Source organism: Streptomyces sp. CB03234, assembly GCF_001905885.1.
GTDB lineage: Bacteria > Actinomycetota > Actinomycetes > Streptomycetales > Streptomycetaceae > Streptomyces.
Genome location: NZ_LIYH01000008.1, coordinates 267,482 through 289,736 on the forward strand (window position 1 = coordinate 267,482; position 22,255 = coordinate 289,736).

The 22,255-nt window shown below is 74.5% G+C and carries 13 protein-coding genes; 8 read left to right on the plus strand and 5 right to left on the minus strand.

Features of this window, described 5'->3' with window-relative positions; translation table 11 throughout:
- The first annotated feature begins 138 nt into the window (after positions 1 to 138).
- The 4 genes from AMK26_RS32080 (at position 139) to AMK26_RS32095 (ending at position 3,939) form a co-directional block, all read left to right on the plus strand.
- The gene (locus AMK26_RS32080) at positions 139 to 1,353 is read left to right on the plus strand and encodes a Gfo/Idh/MocA family protein (protein ID WP_073759371.1); all 1,215 of its coding nucleotides are present in this window, start codon (positions 139 to 141) and stop codon (positions 1,351 to 1,353) included.
- Positions 1,350 to 2,288 (plus strand): PmoA family protein, encoded by a 939-nt coding sequence (locus tag AMK26_RS32085; protein ID WP_073759082.1) that lies wholly within the window; start codon positions 1,350 to 1,352, stop codon positions 2,286 to 2,288. The genes AMK26_RS32080 and AMK26_RS32085 overlap by 4 nt, the downstream gene beginning before the upstream one ends.
- The gene (locus tag AMK26_RS32090) at positions 2,282 to 3,019 is read left to right on the plus strand and encodes a cupin domain-containing protein (protein WP_073759373.1); all 738 of its coding nucleotides are present in this window, start codon (positions 2,282 to 2,284) and stop codon (positions 3,017 to 3,019) included. The genes AMK26_RS32085 and AMK26_RS32090 overlap by 7 nt, the downstream gene beginning before the upstream one ends.
- A gap of 323 nt (positions 3,020 to 3,342) precedes the next feature.
- Positions 3,343 to 3,939 carry a Type-2Aa cytolytic delta-endotoxin gene (locus tag AMK26_RS32095; protein WP_073759084.1) on the plus strand — a complete coding sequence of 199 codons (597 nt, stop codon included), beginning with the start codon at positions 3,343 to 3,345 and terminating at the stop codon, positions 3,937 to 3,939.
- 32 nt (positions 3,940 to 3,971) lie between these two features.
- On the opposite strand, the gene AMK26_RS32100 is transcribed toward AMK26_RS32095, so the two are convergent.
- Positions 3,972 to 5,315, minus strand: a complete 1,344-nt coding sequence (locus AMK26_RS32100; protein ID WP_073759086.1) for a UDP-glucose dehydrogenase family protein — start codon at positions 5,313 to 5,315, stop codon at positions 3,972 to 3,974.
- A 387-nt stretch (positions 5,316 to 5,702) separates the two neighbouring features.
- On the opposite strand from AMK26_RS32100, the gene AMK26_RS38625 reads away from it, so the two are divergent.
- On the plus strand, positions 5,703 to 6,110 hold the full coding sequence (locus tag AMK26_RS38625) for a hypothetical protein (protein ID WP_338015610.1): 408 nt from the start codon (positions 5,703 to 5,705) through the stop codon (positions 6,108 to 6,110).
- Here the strand turns inward: AMK26_RS38625 and AMK26_RS32105 are convergent.
- Positions 6,038 to 6,589 (minus strand): DUF2165 domain-containing protein, encoded by a 552-nt coding sequence (locus AMK26_RS32105; RefSeq protein WP_079277913.1) that lies wholly within the window; start codon positions 6,587 to 6,589, stop codon positions 6,038 to 6,040. The two genes, AMK26_RS38625 and AMK26_RS32105, sit on opposite strands and share 73 nt — an antisense overlap.
- 101 nt (positions 6,590 to 6,690) lie before the next feature.
- Here AMK26_RS32105 and AMK26_RS32110 point away from each other — a divergent pair, with 101 nt between their 5' ends.
- Together AMK26_RS32110 and AMK26_RS32115 are read left to right on the plus strand one after the other, a co-directional pair.
- The gene (locus AMK26_RS32110) at positions 6,691 to 8,301 is read left to right on the plus strand and encodes an FAD-binding oxidoreductase (RefSeq protein ID WP_073759088.1); all 1,611 of its coding nucleotides are present in this window, start codon (positions 6,691 to 6,693) and stop codon (positions 8,299 to 8,301) included.
- Between the two features lie 106 nt (positions 8,302 to 8,407).
- Positions 8,408 to 9,202 (plus strand): VOC family protein, encoded by a 795-nt coding sequence (locus AMK26_RS32115; RefSeq protein ID WP_073759090.1) that lies wholly within the window; start codon positions 8,408 to 8,410, stop codon positions 9,200 to 9,202.
- Here the strand turns inward: AMK26_RS32115 and AMK26_RS32120 are convergent.
- Entirely contained in the window at positions 9,183 to 10,589 is a 1,407-nt protein-coding gene (locus AMK26_RS32120) for a cytochrome P450 (protein WP_143608678.1), read from the minus strand. The two genes, AMK26_RS32115 and AMK26_RS32120, sit on opposite strands and share 20 nt — an antisense overlap.
- Positions 10,590 to 10,618: 29 nt before the next feature.
- The gene (locus AMK26_RS32125; RefSeq protein ID WP_073759094.1) at positions 10,619 to 18,217 is read right to left on the minus strand and encodes a type I polyketide synthase; all 7,599 of its coding nucleotides are present in this window, start codon (positions 18,215 to 18,217) and stop codon (positions 10,619 to 10,621) included.
- A 196-nt stretch (positions 18,218 to 18,413) separates the two neighbouring features.
- Between AMK26_RS32125 and AMK26_RS32130 the strand changes: the two genes are divergently transcribed.
- A complete protein-coding gene (locus AMK26_RS32130) occupies positions 18,414 to 19,439 on the plus strand; it encodes a 3-oxoacyl-ACP synthase III family protein (RefSeq protein WP_073759096.1) in 1,026 nt (341 codons plus the stop codon).
- Here the strand turns inward: AMK26_RS32130 and AMK26_RS32135 are convergent.
- Complete coding sequence (locus AMK26_RS32135; RefSeq protein WP_073759098.1) at positions 19,426 to 22,248, minus strand: helix-turn-helix transcriptional regulator; 2,823 nt, start codon at positions 22,246 to 22,248, stop codon at positions 19,426 to 19,428. The two genes, AMK26_RS32130 and AMK26_RS32135, sit on opposite strands and share 14 nt — an antisense overlap.
- Positions 22,249 to 22,255 lie beyond the last annotated feature (7 nt).

Here is a 22,255-nt window from a genome sequence, read left to right on the forward strand (position 1 = left end):
CAACCCCGGTCGGCGAACGGGGGGAGGCGGGCGCGGCGGCCCGGGACTATTGACCGCGAGCCGGTGCGGACCTAGGTTCTGTCGGCGACGGGGAGAAAGCGCTTGCTGTCCGTGCTCGCGCCCCCGCTCCCCGAGGGGGTGTGTGTCACGTCCAGGCGTGCAGCGCGCGACGGAACCGTCCGGGTCGCCGTCGTCGGCACCGGAGCGATCGCCCGGGGCAGCCACCTGCCCGCGCTGGCGGCGCTCGCGGCCGAACAGCCCCTGGAGGTCGTCGCGGCGGTCGACATCGACGCCGCCGCGGCCGCCGCGTTCTGCGCGGAGGGCGGCATCCCCCACCCGTACACCGACCTCGACCGGATGCTCGACGAGCAGCACCCGGACCTGGTGACCATCTGCACCCCGCCCCGGTTCCACCGCGACCAGACCGTGGCAGCGCTGCGCGCCGGGGCGTGGGTGTGGTGCGAGAAGCCGCCGTGCCCGTCGCTCGCCGACTTCGACGCGATCGAGGCGGCGGAGGGCGGGCCGGGCGGGCCGGGCGCGCCGGGCGCGCAGACGGACGGAGGACCGTACGCGTCGATCGTCTTCCAGCACCGTTTCGGCTCGGGCGCACGGCACATCCAGGGCCTGCTCGCGGAAGGGGCCCTGGGGCGGGCGCTGGTGGCGCACTGCCAGACGACGTGGTACAGGGACACCGCCTATTACGCCGTTCCCTGGCGCGGGCGTTGGGACACCGAGGGCGGTGGGCCCGCCATGGGCCACGGCATCCACCAGATGGACCTGTTGCTCGATCTGCTCGGCCCCTGGGCGGAGATCAGCGCCATGGCGGGGCGGCTGGTCCACGACATCGAGACGGAGGACGTGTCGACCGCACTGATCCGTTTCGACAGCGGTGCTCTCGCCACGGTCGTCAACAGCGTGCTGAGCCCGGACGAGGTGAGCCGGATCCGGCTCGACTGCGAGCGCGCCACCGTCGAGCTGACCCATCTGTACGGCTACCGGAACGCGGACTGGCGCATCACGCCCGCGCCGGGCGTCCCGGCTGAAGAGGCCGACCGTTGGCGGGAGTTCGGCGCGGACGAGCCCAGCTCCCACCTGGCGCAACTGCGCGGCCTGCTCGCCGACCTGCGCGCCGGGCGCCGCCCCCGCAGCAGCGGCGCCGACGGCCGTACGAGCCTGGAGCTGGTCGCCGCGCTGTACAAGTCGGCGTTCACCGGCGCCACCGTGCGGGCCGGCGAGATCGGCCCGGGCGACCCGTACTACACCGCCCTGCACGGCGACGCGCCCGGCTGGGCGCCCGGGGCACGGCCCCGGCCCCGCACCGTCCCCACGCCCCGGAAGGCGGCGGCCCGGTGAACCCCGCGCCGCGTGTCGTCCACGCCCACGGTGACCACGTCTCGGTGTCGGCGGGCGACGTCGAGCTGCTGCGGTACGTGTACCGGCCCGAGGCGGCGTGGGAGGCGCCCAAGCCGTACATCCACCCGTTGCGCACCCTCGCCGGGCACACGGTCACCGGGTACCGGCCCAACGACCACCGCTGGCACAAGGGCCTTCAGATGACGGCCTCCCACCTCTCCGGCCAGAACCTGTGGGGCGGCAACACGTACGTCCCGGGCGAGGGGTACCGGGCGCTGCCCGAGCGGGTGGGTTCGATGGTCCACCGGTCCTTCGACGAGGTGTCGGAGCGGGACGGGCGGATCACCCTCACCGAGCGGCTCACCTGGCACCCGTACAGCGGTGAGCTGTGGGCGGACGAGCTGCGCCGCATCGAGGTGCACGACGTCGACCCCGGATCCGGCCCCGCGTCCGGCTCCTGGGCGCTGACCTGGTCGTCGGCCGTCACCAACCGCCGCGACGAGCCGCTGCGGTTCGGCAGCCCCACCACGCAGGGGCGGGAGATGGCCGGCTACACGGGCCTGTTCTGGCGCGGCCCGCGCGCCTTCGCGGGCGGGACCGTGCTCGGCCCCGACGGCGCGGAGGGCCCGGACCTGATGGGCAGCCAGTCGGAGTGGCTGGCCTACATCGGTGAGCACGACGGCGTCGACGGCCACGCCACTCTCGTCTTCGCGCACGCTCCGGAGAACGACCACGACGGCGCGGCGGGCACACACCCGGCGCACTGGTTCGTACGCAACGACCCCATGGCGGCCGTCGCGCCCTCCTTCGCCTTCCACGACGAACTGGTGCTGGCACCCGGCGACACCCTCGCCCGCCGCTACCGGATCCTGATCGCGGACGCCGCCTGGGAGCGCGAGTGGATCACCGCGCGGCTGAAGGAGCTGCCCTGGTGACGCCCTCCGCGACGTACGGCGGACTTCCCGGCGGGATCGGCGTGTCACGGCTGCGGGTGTACGACTGGCCCGCCGCCGACGGGTCGCGCGGCGGCACTCCGCACGTCCATCTGACGTGCACCGAGGGCTATGTGGTGACGGGCGGCAGTGGCCGCGTGCAGACCCTGACCGCTTCCGGTCTCCGGGAGACACCGCTGGTGCCTGGCGGGCTGGTGTGGTTCACGCCGGGCACCGTCCACCGGCTGGTCAACGACGACGGTGCGCTGGAGATCACCGTGCTGATGCAGAACCGGGGCCTGCCCGAGGCGGGCGACGCGGTCCTGACCCTGCCGCCGCCGCTGCTCGCCGACCCGGAAACGTACCGCGCGGCGGTCGCGCTGCCGGCGGACCGCCCGGAGGCGGAGGTCGCGCGGGCCGCCCGCCGCCGGCGCGACCTGGCACTGGAGGGGTTCGCCGTGCTGCGCGCGGCGACCGAGGCGGGCGCCCCGGAGCCCCTGGCCGCGTTCCACCGGGCGGCCGCCCGGCTGGTGCGGGCGCGGGCTGCCGAATGGCGGAGGCGCTGGCGGAAGGGCGCGGCGGCCTCGGCGGACGCCACCGCCCGCCACCTGGACCTCCTGGAGCGCGGCGAGACGGGCTACCTGGCCGCCGCGGAGGTGCACGCGCACCTGCCCTCCGCGTCCGGGAGGTTCGGGATGTGCGGGAGGCTCGACGTGTACGAGGCCGGCGCCTAGCAGTCCGACGCGCCCGAGGCCGGGCGCCCGAGACCGGCGTACCCGGGCGTCCGCGTGTGCCCGAGCGGCCGGCGCGCCCAGGCTCGGCGTGCACGCGCCCCACCTGGCCAAGCTCGGCGTGCCCAAGCTCGGCGTGCCCAGGCCGGCATGTCGCAGGCCGACATACACACGGGGCCGGCATGTCGCAGGCCGGCGTACACGATGGGCCGGCGGCCCAGGACGGCGTGCCCGGGGGCGGAATCGGGTGCCCGTGCATCGGGCGTTCGGGTGAACGGCATACTGACCGACCGGGCGCGATCACTTTCGACATGCTAGGAGCAGCCATGGTTGACCGGATCGCCACCGAGAAGACGACCTTCAGGCCGGTCTTCGAGGTGGGGTCGTCCTTCATGGAGCAGGCGCAGGGCGTCGAGGCCAGGTTCCAGCACGCGATCGCCCCGGCGACGGTGGATTTCGACTTCGGTGAGATCAGCCGGGCGGCGAGCGGTATCCCGGACAGCTCGACCGTGAAGATCATTCGCGGCTGGGGTCTGCAGGAGACGGCTCCCGTCAGCGTGATGGTCCTCTCCCTCAGGGAGGCCGTACGCCAGGCCCTTCCGCAGCCGTTCGCGAACCCCGCCTTCTGGGAGAAGGTCGAGCAGGCGCTCACCGACGCCTTCGTGGGACTGCACGGGCAGACGGGCACCCACCTCTCCTTCTACCGGGAGGACCCGGACAACACGAGCTACTACTACAACGTGTTGTTCGCCCTCCAGGACGAGGAGACCGACGACTCCCTGTACGCCGTCGCCTTCTGTGCCAATGTGACGGTCGCTCTGAGCCCGGAGGAGGTCAGGACGCTGACGGTCGAGGACACCGCCCAGTACACGATCCGCCTCAACGCCATCACCGTGCAGCGGAAACTGCCGTCCGCCGCCTGATCCGGAGGGATACGGTCGCCGGGGCGCCGTGCCTACGCGCTCGTCGCGGGGCGCGGCGTCTCGGCGGGGGCGGTGACGCGGTCGGGGAGGCGGTTGCCGATGCTGCGGTACGTGAGGGGCAGGCCGGCCAGCCGTTCGGGAAGCAGGCAGTTCTTGCCGTCCACGACGACCGCGGGCGGCGCCATTCTGGCGGCCATCAGGGACCAGTCGGCCTCGATGGTCTCCGGCCACTCGGTGAGGACGAGCGCCGCCCGGGCGCCCTGGACGGCGGCGCGCAGTTCAGGGCACGGCCGGGTGCCCGGGAACAGCCGCTGCAGGTGTTCCGGGTCCGTGGCCGGGTCCCAGATGCGTACGGCCGCCGCCTCGGCGACCAGCTGGGGCACGAGGACCCGGCTGGGCGCCGCCCGCATGTCGTCGCTCCACGGCTCGTAGCGGGCGCCCAGGACGGCGATCTCGCAGTCGGCGAGCTGCTCGCCCAGCTCCTCACGGAGCACGTCGCACACGAGTCCGGGCTGGGCGCGGTTGACGGCGATGGTCGCGTCGAGGAGAGGCGTGGCCACGCCGCGGCCGGCCGCCCAGTGCGCCAGTGCCTCGGTGTCCTTGGGGAGGCACGAATCGCCGAAGCCGAGCCCCGGCTGGAGGAAGGCGTGCCCGATACGCGGATCGAGGCCCGCGCCCTGCATCACCTTGTCGATGTTGAGGTCGGGTGCGGCGCACAACCGTGCGAACTCGTTCGCGAAGCTGATCTTCATGGCGAGGAAGGTGTTTGCGGCGTACTTGATCATCTCGGCGGTGTCGGGCGTAGTCACCACCCAGGGGCACGTCTGCTCCCCGTACAGCTGGTGCAGCACCGGCAGCGCGTCCTGCGACCACAGGCCCACCACCGTCCGGGACGGGGTGGTCCAGTCGTCCAGGGCGCTGCCCTGGTTCAGGAACTCCGGGTTGTAGGCGTAGCGGTCGCGCATCTGCGGATGGGCCTGGAGGAGCCGGGCGCTGGTGCCGGGCGGCACCGTGGACTTCAGCACCACGGCCGGGGGCGGCAGCAGGGCCGCCACGTCCGCGAGGGCCGACGCCACTTGTGACAGGTCCGCGGCCCCGGTCTCGTCGGGCGGTGTCCCCACGGTGATCAGGACGACCTCGAAGGGCTGTCTGAGGTGCGTGTGCGCCAGGTCGGACGCGAAGGTGAGCCTCCCGGTCTCCCTCGCAAGCGACAGCTCCTGTTGCAGACCCGGCTCGGACACCGGCGTGCGCCCCGCCTCCAGCGAGGCCAGCCGGGCGGGCTCGCGCTCGATGCCCGTCACGTGATGCCCCTGCCGGGCGAGGGCGACGGCCCCGGTCACTCCGACATAACCCTGCCCAACGATGGCGACCCGCACGTGACTCTCCCGACACCCCGGCGATACCAGCAGGACCTGCTGCCGCTCCGTACGCGGAAACGCCAGCTTGCGGTCGCCGATACCGCCGGGCCACCGGTCCCGGGCAGACGGGTGACGGCCGACAGGAGACGGGTGACAGGGTGACCGGGTCAGCCCCTGGTGTCGGTGAACCATGCGAATCCGTCGCCCTCCTGATCCCCGTCCTTGTCGAGGCCGGGCCCCCTCCCCGCCGCCGGCCGTGCCGGCGCCGTTCGGCATTGCGCGAGAGCCGGGTGCGCGCTCAGGACTGGACGTTGGCGGAGCCGCGGGCGACGACGGCCGTCAGGGGCAGGGTTTCCCAGGGCGCCGCAGACGGTGTTGCCGGAGTGAAGGGCGCAGGTCCCCGGGATGCCTCCCGAACAGCGTGAACGCGCCTTCGACCGGTTCTGGCGCGCATCGGGCTCGACCGGGGGGGGCAGCGGAATCGGCCTGCCCCTGGTGCGGCGGCTCCGGCCGCCTGCGGCGGCCACGCCGCCCCGGAGCCAGGCCTCCCGGGGCGGCATCGACGCGGTGGTCAGGCTGCCCTCGATCCCGGCACGCGGCAGTGGGACCGGACCGGCACCGGGGCTGGTCGAGGCGCTGAGGCAGTGGCCCGCCCCGGAGGACCGTCCCCGTGCCGCGCCTCCGTACCAGGCACACCGTCTCCCGGCCGCCCTCCACCGACCCGGGGAGGCTCTGACCGCTTACGCCGGCCGGTCGGGGCGCGCGGCCGGAAGGTGGACCACGATCAGGGCGAAGGCCGCCAGCACGACGTAACGCAGTGCCGAGTCCAGCCCGTTCCAGTCCGAGGACTGCCACATGACGAACCACTCACCGCCTATGCCGAAGAAGCCGAGCCCGAAGAGCAGCAGGACCATCACCAGGCCGACGGTGCTCGCCCGGCGGGCACGGTCGTAGGCTCTCCGCCGCAGCCCGACCGCCCAGAGCCAGGTGGCGACCACGAGGACGGACGCGGTGAGGACCTCCCAGACGATGATGGCGATGTACGCCGCGTTCTGGAGGGCGGGCGAGGTGATCGCCCGCCACATCAATTGCGGGTCCTTGAACGTGGTGTCCATGGCCAGGACATGCTGGACGAACTGCTGGTTGGACCCGAAGTCCGTGATGTTGCCGAAGGCCACCAGAACCATGGACAGCGCCACGGTCCCCGTCAGCGCGGCCGCCGCGACGGCGAGGGTGCCGAGCGATAGGAGCCGGTCCAGTGGGCTGTCGGTACGTTCGGTGGTGCCTGCCACGTCAAATCCCTCTCAATGGTCGGGTGGTCGCGCGCAACCTCTTGCTGCTGGTTCACATCATCCTCCCTGCGACAGGTCAACACAGCAGTGGGGAACGGACGATGGACCGGACGACGACACCAGGAAGCGGCACGCGAACGGAACCGGGCGGCGGGCCCAGCCGTCGTCGCCTCCTCGGCGCCGGTGCCGGCGCTGCCCTCTCCGGGGCGTTCCTCACGGGGCTGGCGGGCACCCGGGCGTCGGGCGCGGGGGCCGGGACGGCGGGCAGGGCGCCGGGCGCGCCCCGCCCGGCGGACTGGGCGGCGCTGGCCAAGGGGCTGGACGGGACTCTGGTACGGCCGGGCGACCGCGACTACGACGTGGCCCGTACGCTGTTCAACCCCCGCTTCGACGCCGTGCGCCCGGCCGGGATCGCCTACTGCGCCCGGCCCGAGGACGTGCGCGGCTGCCTGGAGTTCGCCCGCCGGCACGGGGTGCCGGTCGCGGTACGCAGCGGCGGGCACTCGTACGCGGGCTGGTCGTCGGGGACGGGTCTGATCGTCGACGTACAGTCGATGGCGTCCGTCTCCCTGACGGGTGGCACCGCGACGATCGGCGCGGGCGCGAAACTCATCGACGTCTACGACCGGTTGACCGCCCGCGGCCGGACCGTACCGGCCGGGTCCTGTCCCACGGTGGGTGTCGCCGGCCTGGCGCTCGGCGGCGGCATCGGCGTCGTCAGCCGGGCCTACGGGCTGACCAGCGACAGCCTGACGGGCGCCAGGATCGTGACCGCCGACGGCCGGATACGGGACGTGGACGCCAAGCGCGACCCGGAGCTGTTCTGGGCGCTGCGCGGCGGCGGCAACGCGCAGTTCGGGGTCGTGACCGAACTGCGGATGCGGACGCACGCGGCGCCGGAGTGCACCACGTTCTTCCTCCGCTGGCCCTGGTCGCGTGCCGCCGCGGTGGTGCGTGAGTGGCAGCGCTGGGCTCCCACCGCGCCGGACGGGATATGGGCCAACCTCCACCTGGCCGCCCCGGTGGGCGGACGGCCCGGGTCGGTCCGCGTCGGCGGCCTGGCCCTGACGGGCCGGCGGGACCTGGAGAACCGGCTCGACCGGCTGGCCGGCGCCGTCGGCGCGCCGCCCGCGTCGGAGTCGGTCCGTACCCGCCCCTTCATGGACGCGATGAAGGTGATGGGCGGGGTGTCCGGCATGACCGTCCCGCAGGCCCACCAGAAGGGCACCCTGCCGGGCCGTACCCCGCAGGGCCGGGTGGCGCGCGAGTCGTACGCCGCGCGCTCCGACTTCTACACACGCCCCGTCCCGGCCGACGGCGTCAAGGCGCTGATCACCCGGGTGGAACAGCTGGCGCGGCTCAGCGGCGGCGGGGCGGGCAGTGTCGCGCTGGACGCGATGGGCGGCGCGGTGAACCGGGTACGGGCGGCCGAGACCGCGTTCGTCCACCGCGACGCGCTCTTCCTGGCCCAGTACATCGTCTCCTGGCCCGACCGCGCCCCCGCCGCCACGGTGGCCCGTCACCGGGCCTGGCTGGACGCCACGTACGACGTGATGCGGCCGTGGGCGAGCGGCCAGGCGTACCAGAACTACACCGACCCGGCCCTGCGGGACTGGCGCCGTGCCTATTACGGGGCGAACACCGCCCGGCTGGTGAAGGTGAAGGCGGCGTACGACCCCGGGCGCATCTTCCGCCACGCCCACACCTTCTGAAGCTCACTCACCGGTTCGTCCCTCCCGGAGGGCGGATGTCAGTGGCGGGTGTCACGCTTTCTGCCGTACGCGATTTCCGTGACAGCCGCGAAACGAGGCATGCGCCGTGATCACCACTGACTTCGCCCCCGGATCCCCCTGCTGGCTCGACCTCGGCGCGCCCGATGTCCCGGCGGCGGCTGATTTCTACGCCTCGGTGTTCGGCTGGGAGTTCCAGCCGTTCACCCCGGAGGAGGGGGACTACGGCTTTTTCAAGCTGGACGGCAAGACGGTCGCCGGGCTCGGGAAGCTCACCGAGCAGGGCGCCCGTTCGGCCTGGATGATCTACTTCAGCACGCCCGACGCCGACGCCACGACCGAAGCGGTGCAGCGCTCGGGCGGCACGGTACGGGTCGCCCCGATGGACGCCGACGGCGAGGGCCGGATGGCCCAGTACACCGACCCGCAGGGGGGTCAGTTCGCCGTGTGGCAGCCGGGCTCGACCAAGGGCGTGGAGGCGGTGGACGGGCCGGGCAGCCTGGGCTGGATCGAGCTGTACACGACGGACGCGGCCGCCGCCAAGGACTTCTACGGGAACCTGTTCGGCTGGCAGACCCAGGACATGGAGCTGCCGGGCGGCGGTGGGACGTACTCGCTGATCACTCCGGCGGGCCTGCCTCCGGAGCGGATGCACGGCGGGGTGATGCAGCTTCCGCCCGACGCACTCACCCTCACCGGCGGCCGCCCCTACTGGCACCCGGTCTTCGGCACCACCGACTGCGACGCGACGGTCGCCAAGGTCAGGGAGAAGGGCGGCACCATCCAGATGGGCCCCGAGGACGCGCAGGACGTCGGACGGCTCGCCGTCTGCGTAGACCCGGCCGGGGCCGACTTCGTGGTCCTCACCCCCGCCCAGGGCTGAGCACGCCGGCCGCCCGGCCGTTCGCGCCGGAGCGGGGGGTCGCCGTCATCAGCATCCGGTCGGGGAACGTCGTGACGCCGCCCACCGCGCGTACCGGGCGGTGCGGGTCGGCTGGGCGGAGGCGGAATCGGGTGGCGATGGCCGCCAGGGCGACCGGGGCGGCGAGGGTGGTGAACGGGGCGCCCACGCAGCGGTGCGCGGCCGCGCCGAAGGGCAGGTAGGCGGTGCGCGGCACCGGGTGCGGGGCGTCGGGTGACCAGCGGTCGGGGTCGAAGGCGGACGGGCGGGGGTAGACGGCGGGGTCGCGGTGCAGGGCGTACAGGTTGAGGACGACCACGGCTCCGCGCGGGAGGCGGAAGCCGCCGACGGTCACCTCGCGCAGCGCTTCGCGGGGCAGCACCGGGACGGGATAGAGCCGGAGGACCTCGGAGATGACGCGGCTGGTGACGGGCAGGGCGTCGAGGACGTTCGCCGGCAGGGGCCGGCCGCTGTGGAACAGAGCGTCGGCCTCGCGCTGTACGGCTTCCTCCAGGTGGTGGTTGGCGGCCAGTTCGTGGCAGGCCCAGGCCACTGCCCGGCCGGTGGTGCCGACGCCCGCCAGGAAGAAGGTGGCCATCTCGTCGAGTACGGTCGCGCGCGTGATGCCGGGTGTTCCGTTGCCGGCCGTCCCCTCATGGGGTGCTCCCTCGCCGGGGCACGCGGCGCGGTTCAGCAGGCTCAGCAGGTCGCCGCCGCAGGCGGGCGGCGCGTGGTGTGCGTACAGCGCCTCCAGGGCCTCCCGCAGCAGGCGTACCGCTCGCCGGTAGGCGAGGTTCCCGGGGGTCGGCACGCGGGAGTACCACCGCGGTGCGACGCCCCGCAGCCGGGTACCTTTCGACAGCATGGCCCCACTGCCCACGAGGCGTGCCACCCATTCCGTCGACGCCTCGGAGCGGAACAGGGCACGTACCGTGAGAGCGGTGCTCAGTTTCAGCGCCTCGTCACCCACGTCGAACGCCGTGCGCACCGGCCACTGCCCGGCGACGTCCGACGCGACCCGGCACATCAGGGGCGCGGTGGCGGCCAGGGAGGCACGCCCGAACGCGGGCTGCACGATCCTCCGGCGCTCTCGGTGGATCTCCGCCTCGACGGTGAACAGCCCGTCCCCCATGGCCTCCCGCATTCCCCGGGCGACTCGCTCGCGGCCGAAGGCGGCGGCCCGGTCGGCCAGGACCTCGTGCGTGAGGTCGCCGTCGCTCACCACGTACACGGTGGTGGTTCCCAGGCGGGCCCGCACCATGGGGCCGGCGGCGCCCAGTTCCAGGAGCGCGGGCAGCAGTCCGTGCCGCAGCAGCGGCAGGTGGCCCAGCGGGCCCCGGCGTCCGGGGGCCCAGGGCACCTCACGCACCTCACGCACCTCACGCGTCACGGCGGCGTTCACCGGCCCGCCGGCCTGCGTCCGGCCTCCGCACCGTCGTCGGGGCGCAGGCTCAGCCGCTGGTGGACCAGGCGGGCCACGTCGGCCAGCGTCAGGCCGCTGCCCATGAGTTCGGCGGGCGAGATGAGCAGGTCGAAGCGGTTGCGGACGGCGACGAGGAGTTCGGCGCCCATGAGCGAGTCCAGCCCGTAGTCCTCCAGGCGGCGCCGGGGGTCCAGCTCGTCGCCGCTCATGTGCAGCACGCCTGCCAGGAGGGTGGCGAGCATGGCGGTGACGGCCGCCTCGGCGTCCTCCGGTGCCATGCGCGCGAGTTCCCGCAGCACGTCGGCGTGGGGGCGGCTGGTGTCGTCCGTGTCGTCCGGCACGAGCCGGTGGAAGCGGGGGCCTGTGAGCAGCGGGAACAGGTCCTTGGCGCGTGCCCAGTCGCAGCGCTCGACACCGGCGACGGCGGTCTCGCCGGCCGGCAGGGCGCCGGCCGCGGTGAACGCCTCCCGTGGTGTGAGGGAGACCATTCCGGCTCGTGCGAGGGACTGCTCCATGTCGTGGCGGGCCACGTACCCCGCCTCCCCGATGACGCCCCACGCGATCGTCGTGGCGGGCAGGCCGGCGGCCCTGCGGTGCCGGGCGAGCGCCTCCAGATAGGCGTTGCCGGCCGCGTAGGGCGCCTGCGTGATGTTGCCGAGGGAGGCGGTGAGCGAGGAGTACGCGAGGAACAGGTCCAGCGCCCGGTCTCGGGTGAGCAGGTCCAGCAGGGCGCCGCCCGTCGTCTTGGGGGCCAGGACGGCGCCGACGCGCTCGTCGGTGAGCTCGGTCAGGCGCGCGTCGTCCAGGTGCATGGCGCAGTGCACCAGCCCGCGCAGCACGTGGCCGGTGGCGTCGATGTCCCGCAGGAGCCGCCGTACGGCGTCCGGGTCGGTGACGTCGGCCGCGTACGCGGTGGCTTTCACGCCCCGCTCGCTGAGGCGTGCCAGGACGGCGGCCGCTTCGGGGGCCCGGTCGCCGCGCCTGCTCACCAGGGCGAGGTGCCGGGCGCCGAGTTCGGCCAGCCGGGTCGCGGTCGCGGCACCGAAGCCGCCCAGCCCGCCGGTGACCAGGTAGGTGCCGGACGGGTCGAGGGCGGGCGCCGGGCCTCCCGCCGTCACCTGGACCGGCTCGTCCAGGGGGTCGAACGTGACGACGACCTTGCCGATGTGGCGGGAGTGCTGGAGGAGGCGGAAGGCCTCGTCGACGCGTGCGGCCGGGTAGGCGCTGTGCGGCAGCGGCCGGTACGTTCCCGCCGCCACGCGGTCGGACACCTCGGCGAACAGACGGCCGTTGCCGGGTGCTTCGGGCGGCAGCGTGTTGAGGTCGACGCCGAAGAAGGCGATGTTGTGGTTGAAGGGGCGCAGCGACAGCGGCTTGTTCTCGTAGATGTCGCGTTTGCCGAGTTCGATGAAGCGTCCGCCCGGCCGCAGCAGGTCCATGCTGCGGGCGATGGCCTCACCGGCGAGGGAGTTGACGACCACGTCGACCCCGGCGCCGTCGGTGATCCGGCGTACCTCGGGTGCGAAGTCCAGGCTGCGGGAGTCCAGGACGTGTGCGACGCCCAGGGCGTGCAGCCAGTCCCGTTTGGCTTCGCTGCCCGCGGTGGCGATCAGCCGGGCGCCGCAGGAGCGGGCGTACTGGAGGGTGGCGAGGCCGATGCCTCCGGCGCCGCCGTGGACGAGCACCGTCTCCCCCGGTGCGAGCCGGGCCAGGCGGTGCAGGCTGTGGTGGACGGTGGCGTGGACGACGGGGAGCGTCGCCGCTTCCGCGAAGCCCATCCCCTCGGGGATCCGGCCGAGGGCCTCCTCGGACGTGACGGTGTGCGAGGCCAGCGCGGCGGGAGCGAGCCCGAACACCCGGTCCCCCACCGCCCATCGCGTCACACCCGGGCCCACCTCGGTGACCACGCCGGCGCACTCCAGGCCGGGGCCTTGCGCGCTGGGGGTGTTCTCCACCGCTTCCTGGGGCAGCAGCCCGTTCGCGTTCAGCGTGTCACGGTAGTTCAGCCCCGCTGCCCGTACGGCGACGGCCACCTGTCCCGGGCCGGGCCGGGCGGGGGTGGTGCGCTGCCAGGTGAGGCGGTAGTGGAGCCCGGGGTCGCACACGCGGAGCGTGTACGCGTCGGTGGGCGCGGCCACGGGCGCCGCCACGGCCGCGGACGCGGGTACGGACGCGGGCGCGGTCACGGGCGAGGCCGCGGACGGCGTGTGCGCGGTCTGCGGCACGAGGCCCGGCCGGGTGTGCGTCTCGCGCGGTACGAAGCGGCCATTGCGGGTCAGGACGATCTCGTCCTCGTCACCGGGGGCGAGCAGTTCGGCGGCCAGCCGCCGGGCATCGGTGTCCGGTTCGCCGCAGCGCTCCAGGCTGACGCGGCGGATGCCGAGCGCGGGCTGCTCGTTGGCGAGGGAGCGGGCCATGCCCCAGACGGGGGCGTCACCGGGGAAGGCGGGGTTCTCCGGGGCGGGGAACAGCCCGCTGGGCCGGGTGACGAGCCAGAGCCGGACGGTGACGCCCTCGGGCAGGTCGTCCCGGCAGGCGGAGGCCACGGCGCGCAGGAGGGCGGCCCTGCGGGTGGCCTGGGCGGTCATGCCGGCCGGGTCGGTCTCCGGTTCGGCGAAGAGGAGGGTGAGGACCACTTCTTGGGCGCCCGTCGTCAGCAGGCGGGCGTAGGACTCGGGCGCGGTGTCGGCGACGAGGGTGGTGACGGTGGCGGGGGCCTCGGAGGACGCCTGCCGTAGCTGTTCGGCGACCGCCCGGCCCGTCGCGGTCTCCCGTTCGCTCTCGACGGCGACGATCCAGGCGGTGTGCCCGTCCGGGGCGGGCAGCGGCGCCGGGCCGGCGGGCCCCTCGGCGGCCGGAGCCGCGGCGAGCAGGACGGAGTAGTCGTCCCGCGCGGGCTGCCGGTCGTCGCCGCTGAGGACGACGTCGGTGAAGCCGCACTCCTCCAGCAGCGGTGGCCACTGGTCGCGGGCGAGCAGGATCGAGTGCGGGCGCAGATGCTGGTCGCCGCGCTGCCAGAAGCTCTCCAGGGTGCCGAAGACGGCGCTCAGCTGCTCCGTGTCGTGGGGTTCGAGGGCCAGCAGCAGTCCGCCCGGCGCCAGGAGGGTACGGACCCGGCGCAGCGCGGCGGCCACATCGGTGGTGGCGTGCAGGGCGTGCGCGGACACGACCAGGTCGAAGGCACCTTCGGTGAAGCCTTGCGACCCGGGGTCGGCGTTGAGGTCGAGGGTGCGGTAGTGGAGGAAGTCGTGGGCGGCGAAGCGGTGTTCGGCGCGGGTGAGGAAGGCGGCGGAGACGTCCGTGTACGTGTAGTGGGTGCGCTCCGGCGGCAGGAAGGGCAGCAGAGCGGCCGTGGTGCCGCCCGTTCCGGCGCCGACCTCCAGGACCCGCAGCGGCCGGTCGCCCGGCCACGCTTCGACGAGGCCGCGCACCAGTGACTGGGCGACGCGGTTGTGGAACCGGGTCACCGGTGCGAGGTCGTAGGACTGTTCGTACGCGGAGCCGTCGGACGCCAGGAGCTCCAAGGGGTCACGGGTCCCGCGCAGAACCGCGTCCAGGTGCCGTGCCCGCCGGGCGTAGAGGGCCGCCTGGGAGCAGAAGGCCGGGTGGTCGGCCACGAACGCGCTCAGCAGTTCGGCGGCGCGGAAGGTGTCGGTCGTCAGGCGCCACCTGCCGTCCGGCAGGGACGACAGCAGGCCGTGCCGTTCCATCAGGGGCAGCATCAGCTTGACCAGGCGGCGGTGGCGCGTCTGGAGCCCGGCCGCCGTGAGCGTCCGCATGTCGAAGGCCGCGCCGGGCTCGGGCAGGAAGCCGCTCAGTACGTCGCCCCACAGATGGGCGAGGCCTTCCTTCGACGCGGTGACGAACGCCTCGTAGGGCGTTTCCCGCCAGGCGGTACGCAGCGCGGTGATCCGCTCGGCGGCCGCCGCCGCGATGCCGGACGGCGTGAGCGGCGGGAACACCGGCGCGGGGCCGTCGGGTCGGGGCGCGGCGCGCAGCACGGTGTGGCGCAGCATGACCGGTGCCGTCTCGGCCTCGGCGAGGCGCCGCAGCCGGCAGCCCTCCAGCTCCACGGTGACGGTGCCGTCCTCGTCGGTGACGGTGATGTCCCAGCAGACCTCGGCCGTGGTACGGGATCGCTCCCGCACGTGCACCAGGCCGGTGGCGCAGGGGGCGCGCCAGACGCGTACGGCACCGATGGCCGACGGCAGGTAGGCGGCCCTGGCGGCCGGGTCGTCGTACAGAAGGGGCGCTCCGGCCTGCAACGCGCCGTCCAGGAGGGCGGGGTGGGCCTCGTAGGGGGTCTCCTCGGCGGTGCCGTCCTCGTGCCGGTAGGAGGCGAGCACTTCGCCGCTGCCCACCCGCAGGTCCGTGAGCACCTGGAACGCGGTCCCGTACGTCAGGCCCGCACGGTCGCAGGCCCGGTAGTGGTCGGGGCCGCTGACGGTGCGCGGGCACCGGTCGCGTACGGCGGTGGCGTCGAGCGGCCGGGGGCGCGCGCCGAGCAGGGCGCGCACCCGGGCCCGTACGTGTACGCGCGGTTCGTCGCCACGTGCGTCGGTGCTGGTGACCGTGAGGACACCGTCGTCCGGTGTCACCGACACCTGCGTACCCAGCGACTCGGGGTCGGGCCACGGCACCGCGAGGGGGCGGTGGATCTGGACGTACGCCACCTCGGCCGGGGAGGCGAAGGCGCGCCGCCCGGCCGCCAGGGCCATCTCGACGTAGCCGGTCGCGGGCATGACGACGGTCCCGGCCACCCTGTGGTCGGCGAGCCAGGGGACGAGGGAGGGGTCCACCTGGCCGGACCACAGGGGCTGCGGCGCGGGGATCCGCTCGCCGAGCAGCGGGTGGTCGATCCGGCCGTTGCCGCCGGTGCGCAGCACCCAGTTCTCGGGGGCGCCGCTCCAGTGGCGTTCGCGCTGCCACGGGTACGCCGGCAGGTCGGCGGGGCGGGCGGGCCGCGGGAAGTGGCGGTCCCAGTCCACCCGGGCGCCCGCCGCGAGCAGTGCCGCCAGGGCGTCCGCCATCCCGGCCGGGCCGTCGGCGTCGCGGTGCAGTGTCGGTACGTACGTCATGTGTGCGGCGCGCCGCAGGTAGGGGCGCAGCACCGGGTGCGGGCCGATTTCGAGGACGATGTCGGCGCCGTCGGCGAGGGCGCGGTCGACGGCCTGGGCGAACCGCACGGGTTCGCGGACGTTGCGCCACCAGTAGTCCGCGGTGAGTTCCTCGCCGGGGACGGGTTCGCCGGTGACGGTGGAGATCATCGGCAGCCGTGTCGCGGTGGGGGCGAGGCCCGTCAGGGCGTGCGCGAGCGGTTCGCGCAGTGCGTCCATGGCGCGGCTGTGGAACGCGTAGTCGAGGCCCAGGTCGCGGAAGAAGACCTGGCGGGAGGCGAGTTCCTCGCCGAGGGCGGCGAGGGCGTCGGGGTCTCCGGCGACGGTGACGTCCCGGCCGCTGTTGATCCCGGCGATCTCCAGCCGCCCTTCGTACGCGGCGAGGACCTCGCGTACGGAGGCCTCGCCGAGGCCCACGGCGGCCATCCGTCCGCTGCCCGCCGTGGCGGCCTGGGCGCGGCTGCGTTCGGCGATCACGCGGGCGGCGGAGGGCAGGTCCAGCGCCCCGGCGGCGTGGGCGGCGGCCACTTCGCCGACGCTGTGGCCGATGACGGTGGAGGGGCGCACGCCGCGTTCCGCGAGCAGGGCGACCAGGCCGGCCTGCACGGTGAACAGCATCGGCTGGGCGATCTCGGTGCGCTGCCAGTGGGTGCGGTCGCCGGTCTCCAGCCGCTTGGCCACCGACCATCCGAGGTGGGGGGCGAGGGCCGTGTCGACATCGTCGACGGCGGCTGCGAAGACCGGTTCGTGCGCCATGAGGTCGGCGGCCATGCCGGGCCATTGCGAGCCGTTGCCGGAGAAGACGAACGCCACCGTGCCGTTTCCGGTCGTCTCGCCGACGGCGCCGGCGGCGGCTTCGCCGGTGCGCCCCGGGTCGTCGCTGTCGCCGTCGCCCGGGAACAGTCGCGTCAGCCGGGCCGCCGCCTCCCGGGCCCCGCTCGCCAGGACGACGGCGCGGTGCGGGTGCGCGCTCCGCCGGAGGCACGTGGTGTGGGCCAGGTCGTAGAAGTCTCCCGGGTCGGCGGTGGCGAGGCGTTCCGCCACCCGGGCGGCCGCTTCGCGCAGCGCCTGTGCCGAGCGTGCGGAGACGAGCACCGGCAGCGGCCGGTCGCCGTCCGGTGCCGTGGCCTGCCGGGGCAGCGGGACGGTGACGGGCGGCGGGGTCAGGACGACGTGGGCGTTGGCACCGCCGAACCCGAAGGAGTTCACGCCCACGGCGGACCGCTCGGTCACCGTGACGGGATGGGGCTCGACGGCCGGGGCGAGCCCCAGGCCGGGGAAGTCGATGTCCGGGTGGAGCGGCGCGGCGTGCAGGGACGCGGGGACGTGCCCGTGGCGGAGGACCAGCAGGGCCTTGAACAGGCCGGCCATGCCGGACGCGGGCTCCAGGTGCCCGAGGTTCGACTTGACGGAGCCCAGCGGCAGCGCGCCCACGCTGCGGCGCCGCCCCAGCGCGTGGCCGACGGCGCGGGCCTCGACGGGGTCACCGGCCGGGGTGCCCGTGCCGTGGGCCTCGAAGTACACCAGGTCGTCGGGGTCCACTCCCGCCTCCGCGTAGACGGAGCGCAGCAGTGCCTCCTGTGCCGACGCGCTGGGCAGCGCCACGCCCTGCGTCCTGCCGTCACAGTTGCTGCCCGAGCCGGCGATCACGGCGTGGACGCGGTCGCCGTCGGCCAGGGCGTCGGACAGGCGCTTGAGGACCACCACTCCCCCGCCCTCGGCGCGTACGAAACCGTCGGCCTCGGCGGAGAACGCCGCGCACCGCTCGCGCCGCGACAGCATTCCCGCCTGGGAGAAACCCACGTAACAGAGAGGACTGATCAGGACGTTGACGCCACCGGCCAGTACCGTACGGCCGCCGCCCTCCTTCAGGAAGCGGCATGCCCGGTCCAGCGCCACCAGGGAGGAGGAGCAGGCCGTGTCGATCGCCATGCTGGGCCCGCGTACGTCCAGGAAATGGGAGAGGCGGTTGGCCCCGAGGGCGGCGGCGCCGCCGACCATGGTGTACGGGTTCACGCCGGCCGTCAGCGAGAGCTGCAACGTGCCGTACGAATGGTCGGACATTCCGATGAACACACCGGTATCCGAACCGGTGAGTGACGAGGCCGGGATTCCGGCGTCGTCCAGCGCCTCGACCGCCATTTCCAGCAGCAGCCGGTGCTGGGGGTCCAACTGCGCCGCCTCCCTGGGGGAGATGCCGAAATATCCCGCGTCGAATCCGGCGACATCGGAAAGGAATCCGCCCGCGGCCGTGTACGCCTTTCCGGGCCGCGGCGTACGCCTGTCGACGAACCGCGGCACGTCGAAGCGGTCGTCCGGCACCTGGCCCACCAGGTCCCGCCCGTCCCGCAGGGCACCCCACAGGCCGCTCAAGTCGTTGATGTCACCCGGCAGTCGGCATCCGACACCGACCACAGCCACGGCACCGTCAGAACCGTCGACGTCGGTAAATCCCATGAATATGCCTTCCGTAGGAGTACACGGCCGTGGGGCATCACAGTCCTCGAATCTTCAACCTACGGCCGTCGGCGCAACGCGTTCGGCGCACACGCCGGGCTCCTCCGGATCGGGAAACTTCCCTCCTTTGGAGGGAATACGATGTCCGTATTCCCGGACTGATCCGGTACGGCTCCGAAATCGATACCGTGGCGCAATGCTGCCTCCCACACGCGCCCGGCTCTCCGGTCTCGCGGTCTCGCTTCCCGCCCAGTACCGGACCATGGAAAAGACCCGCGAGGAGATCGCGCGTCAGAGCCCCTTCGTCCCGCCTCCGGGTGCGCTCGAAGACCTCACCGGTATCCGTGGGGTACATGTCAGGGAAGCGGGTGAGCAGGCCTCGGATCTCGCCGTCTCCGCCGCCACAAAGGCCATGGCGGAAGCGGGCGTCGGCGCCGGGGACCTCGATCTGCTGCTGTTCGCGTCGTGCTGCCAGGACCTCATCGAGCCGGCCACCGCGCACATCGTGGCCGCCAAACTCGGCGCCGGCTGCCCGGTGTTCGACGTCAAGAACGCGTGCAACAGCGTGCTCAACGCGCTGGAAGTGGCAAGCGCCTTCATCGAGTCGGGCCGGTACGCCACGGTACTCATCGCCTGCGGGGAAACCCCCACCATGACCACCCGCTGGCGCGTGCCCGACCAGGAGGCGTTCCTCCGCGCCCTGCCCGGGTACACCCTGTCCGACGCCGGAGCCGCCCTCCTCCTGACCGCCGGACCGGCCGGCGCCGACGACCCGGGCGTACTGACCACCCACTTCGGGGCCGACTCCACCGCCTGGGACGCGTGCACCGTGGAGAGCGGCGGCTCGCTGCACTTCCGCCCGGCCGACGACGAGCCCACCTACATCCGGCTCAACGGCGACCTGCTGCGCAGCGCCGCCCTCGACATGGCGCCCCGGGCCTTCGGCCGCGTACCGGAGGAGCTGCGGCGGGCCCGGGAGAGCGCGTTCATCGCCTTCCACCAGATCTCGCGCCGGCAGTACGACGAAGTCCTCACCGCCCTCGACCTGCCCGCCGACCGCTGCCTGCCGACGGTGGCCGACCACGGCAACACCGCGTCCGCCTCGCTCCCCCTCCAGCTCGTCCGTGCCCGGGAGAGCGACCGGACCGAACCCGGCGACCAGGTCGCCCTCATCGGCATGGCGAGCGGATTCAGCGCCGGACTGGCGATCATCCGGCTGTGACGTCCTGTTCCTCCCGGGCCACCAGACGGGACAGTTCGACGCGGGAGCGCACCCCGAGGAGCGAGAAGACGTTGCGCAGGTGGTGGTCGACGGTACGGGGGCTGATGGACAGCCGCAGCGCCACCTCGCGGTTGGTCGCCCCTTCGGCGACGCACCGGGCGATCCGGAGCTGCTGCGGAGTGAGGCACGCCAGCGGACCGGCCGCCTCCCGTGCGGCGGCAGCGCCGGTGGCGCGCAGTTCGGCCCGGGTCTGCTCGGCCCATACCCGGGCACCGGAGCGCTCGAAGGCGTAGAGCGCGTCCTTGAGCCGGCCCCTGGCCTCACGCGGCCTTCGCCGCCGCCGCAGCCACTTGCCGTACAGCAGCAGGGTACGGGCGCGCTCGAAGTCGCCGCCCCCGCGTTCGTGCCGGGTGAGGGCGTCCGCGTAGAGGGCCTCGGTCTCCCCCGGCGGGGCCAGCAGGGCGCGGCAGCGGGCGAGCTGGGCGGGGGCCTGCGGGTCGCCGCCCACCGCCGCCCAGAGGGCGAACTCCTCGACGGCGGTGCGCGCGTCGGCGCCCGGCTCGCCCGCGAGCACGGCGGCCTCGACGAAGCAGGGCGCCATGAGCATCCGTACGGCGAAGTGACCGCGCCGGTGCCCCGGCCGCACCAGGGGGCCCAGCCGGGAGGCGGCGTCCAGGGCCAGGCCCCGCCCCAGGTCCGCCCGGGCGCGGGCCCATTCGGCGAGGCTCGCGGCCTGGGCGAGCCCATGGGGACCGGCGACCGCCAGGGCGGCGTCGGTGTGCGCCGTGAGCGCCGCGCCGTCACCCTCGATGGAGGCCACCAGGGCGAGGGCGGCGTGGTGGTGGGCCACGACGTTGCGCTGGCCCGCGCGGTGCGCGGCGCGCAGGCCCTCTTCGGCGTGGGCACGGGCGCGGGTGTGCCGCCCGGCCCGCAGCTCCGCGTAGGCGAGGTGTTCGAGGGCTTGGGGTACGAGGGTGGCGATGCCCCGTGCCCGGGCCGCCGCCAGTGCCCGGGCGTTGACGTGGCAGGCGGTGGTGGTGTCGCCGAGCACGAGCGCCGCGACCCCGGCGCGCAGCAGCCCGGCCGGGTCGTCGTCGTTCCCGGCCCGCTCCAGCACCCGCCGCAGCGGGCCGCGCGCCTCGCCGAACCGGCCGCTGAGCGCGGCCAGCATCCCGGTCCGGTAGTCGTCGGTTTCGTGGCCGTCGGTCCCGTGGCCGTCGGCCCGGTGGCCGTCCCGGCCGGGTGCGGGGGCGACCGGGCCCTGTCCGCCGAGGGCGGCCAGACAGCCCTGGACGTCGCCCGCGGCCCACGCCGCCTCCATGGCGCCGAACCGGGCCGTCCGGGCGCCCTCCGGGTCGTACGGGTCGAGCAGTGCGGCCGCCAGGAGCAGCGCCTCGTGCGCGTCGCCCACGGGGCCGTCGCGCAACGCGAGGGTGCCGCGTACGAGTTCGGTGCCGCCCCGCACCGCGTCGTGCGCCGCCGCGCCCTCGCGGGCCGCCGCCAGCAGCTCCCTGGCCCGGCGCGGGCGGCCGCCCAGCCTGGCGTACTCGGCGGCGGCCGTCAGCCCGGCCGCGCGGGCGCTGTCCGTGGCGGTGAGGTCGGCCGCGCGGGCGAACGCCAGCGACCGCTGTAAAGGATCCGCCCGTCCGTCCGGGGCGGCCGCGGCGGACGCGAGCTCGGCGGCGAGCCGGGGATCGGGGCCGTCGGCGGCCAGGGCGCGGTGCGACAGGTGGGCCAGCCGGTGGCGCTCCGCGTCCAGGGCGTCCGCGAGCAGCGTGTGCGCCGCGCGCCGGCGGGAGAGCGGGGCGCCGAGGTGGACGGCGCGGCGCACGAGGGGGTCGTCGAACCGGATGCGGTTCCCTGCGCTGCGCGCCACGCCGGCCGCCTCGGCGGTGTCCAGCGCGGCCGGGTCGAGACCGGCGGCGCGGGCGGCCCGCAGCACCAGGGACGCGTCGGCGCCCGAGCCGTCCGGGTGCTGCTCGTGGGCGGCGGCGACCAGGAGGAGCAGGTCGCGGGTGGGGGGCGGCAGTTCGGCCAGCCGGGCGCCCACGACACGCAGCAGAGCCGGTCCGTCGGCGAGCGGCCTGGGCAGCGGGGCGTGCCCGGACAGCTGGGACCCGGACAGCCGGTCGACGAGGGCGGTGAGCAGGGCCGGGTTGCCCTCGGCCTCGTACAGCAGTTCCTCGCGTACGAGCGGGTCGGTGGCGCCGCCGGTCAGCTCGTCCAGCAGCGCGCCCGCGGCGTGTTCGGTGAGCGGGCCGAGGCGCAGGAGGGGCAGCCCGGCGAAGTCGGGGGCGCCGGCCCGGTGGGCGGACACCGACAGCAGCAGGCCGACGGCCGGTACGGACTCCACGCGGCGGGCGGCGAAACCGAGGGCGGCGCGCGAGGGCGGGTCCCACAGGTGCGCGTCGTCGACGCAGACCAGGAGGGGCCGGTGCGTCCACGTACGCCGCAGCAGGTCCAGGAGGCACAGGAGGCCGGCGGGCGGGAGGGCGGTGGGCGGCAGGCCGGTGGGCGGGCCGCCCGCGCCGACCGGGAGGGGCGCGGTGCTCAGCAGCGCGTGTACTCCGCTGTGGGCGAGGTGGCGCTCGGCGGGGGCGGCGCGGGTGTGCAGGACGGGTCCGGCGTCGAAGTCCCGTACCGCCCGGTCCAGGAGCGCGGTACGTCCGAGGCCCGGCTCCCCGGTGAGCAGCAGCACTCCTGACCGGCCGGACAGCAGGCGTCCCGACAGGGCGGCCACGGCGTCCAGTTCGGCGTCGCGGCCGAACAGTCGCGGCGAGGTCGCGGCGGCGGTCGTCTTCGTGGTCACACCGGCC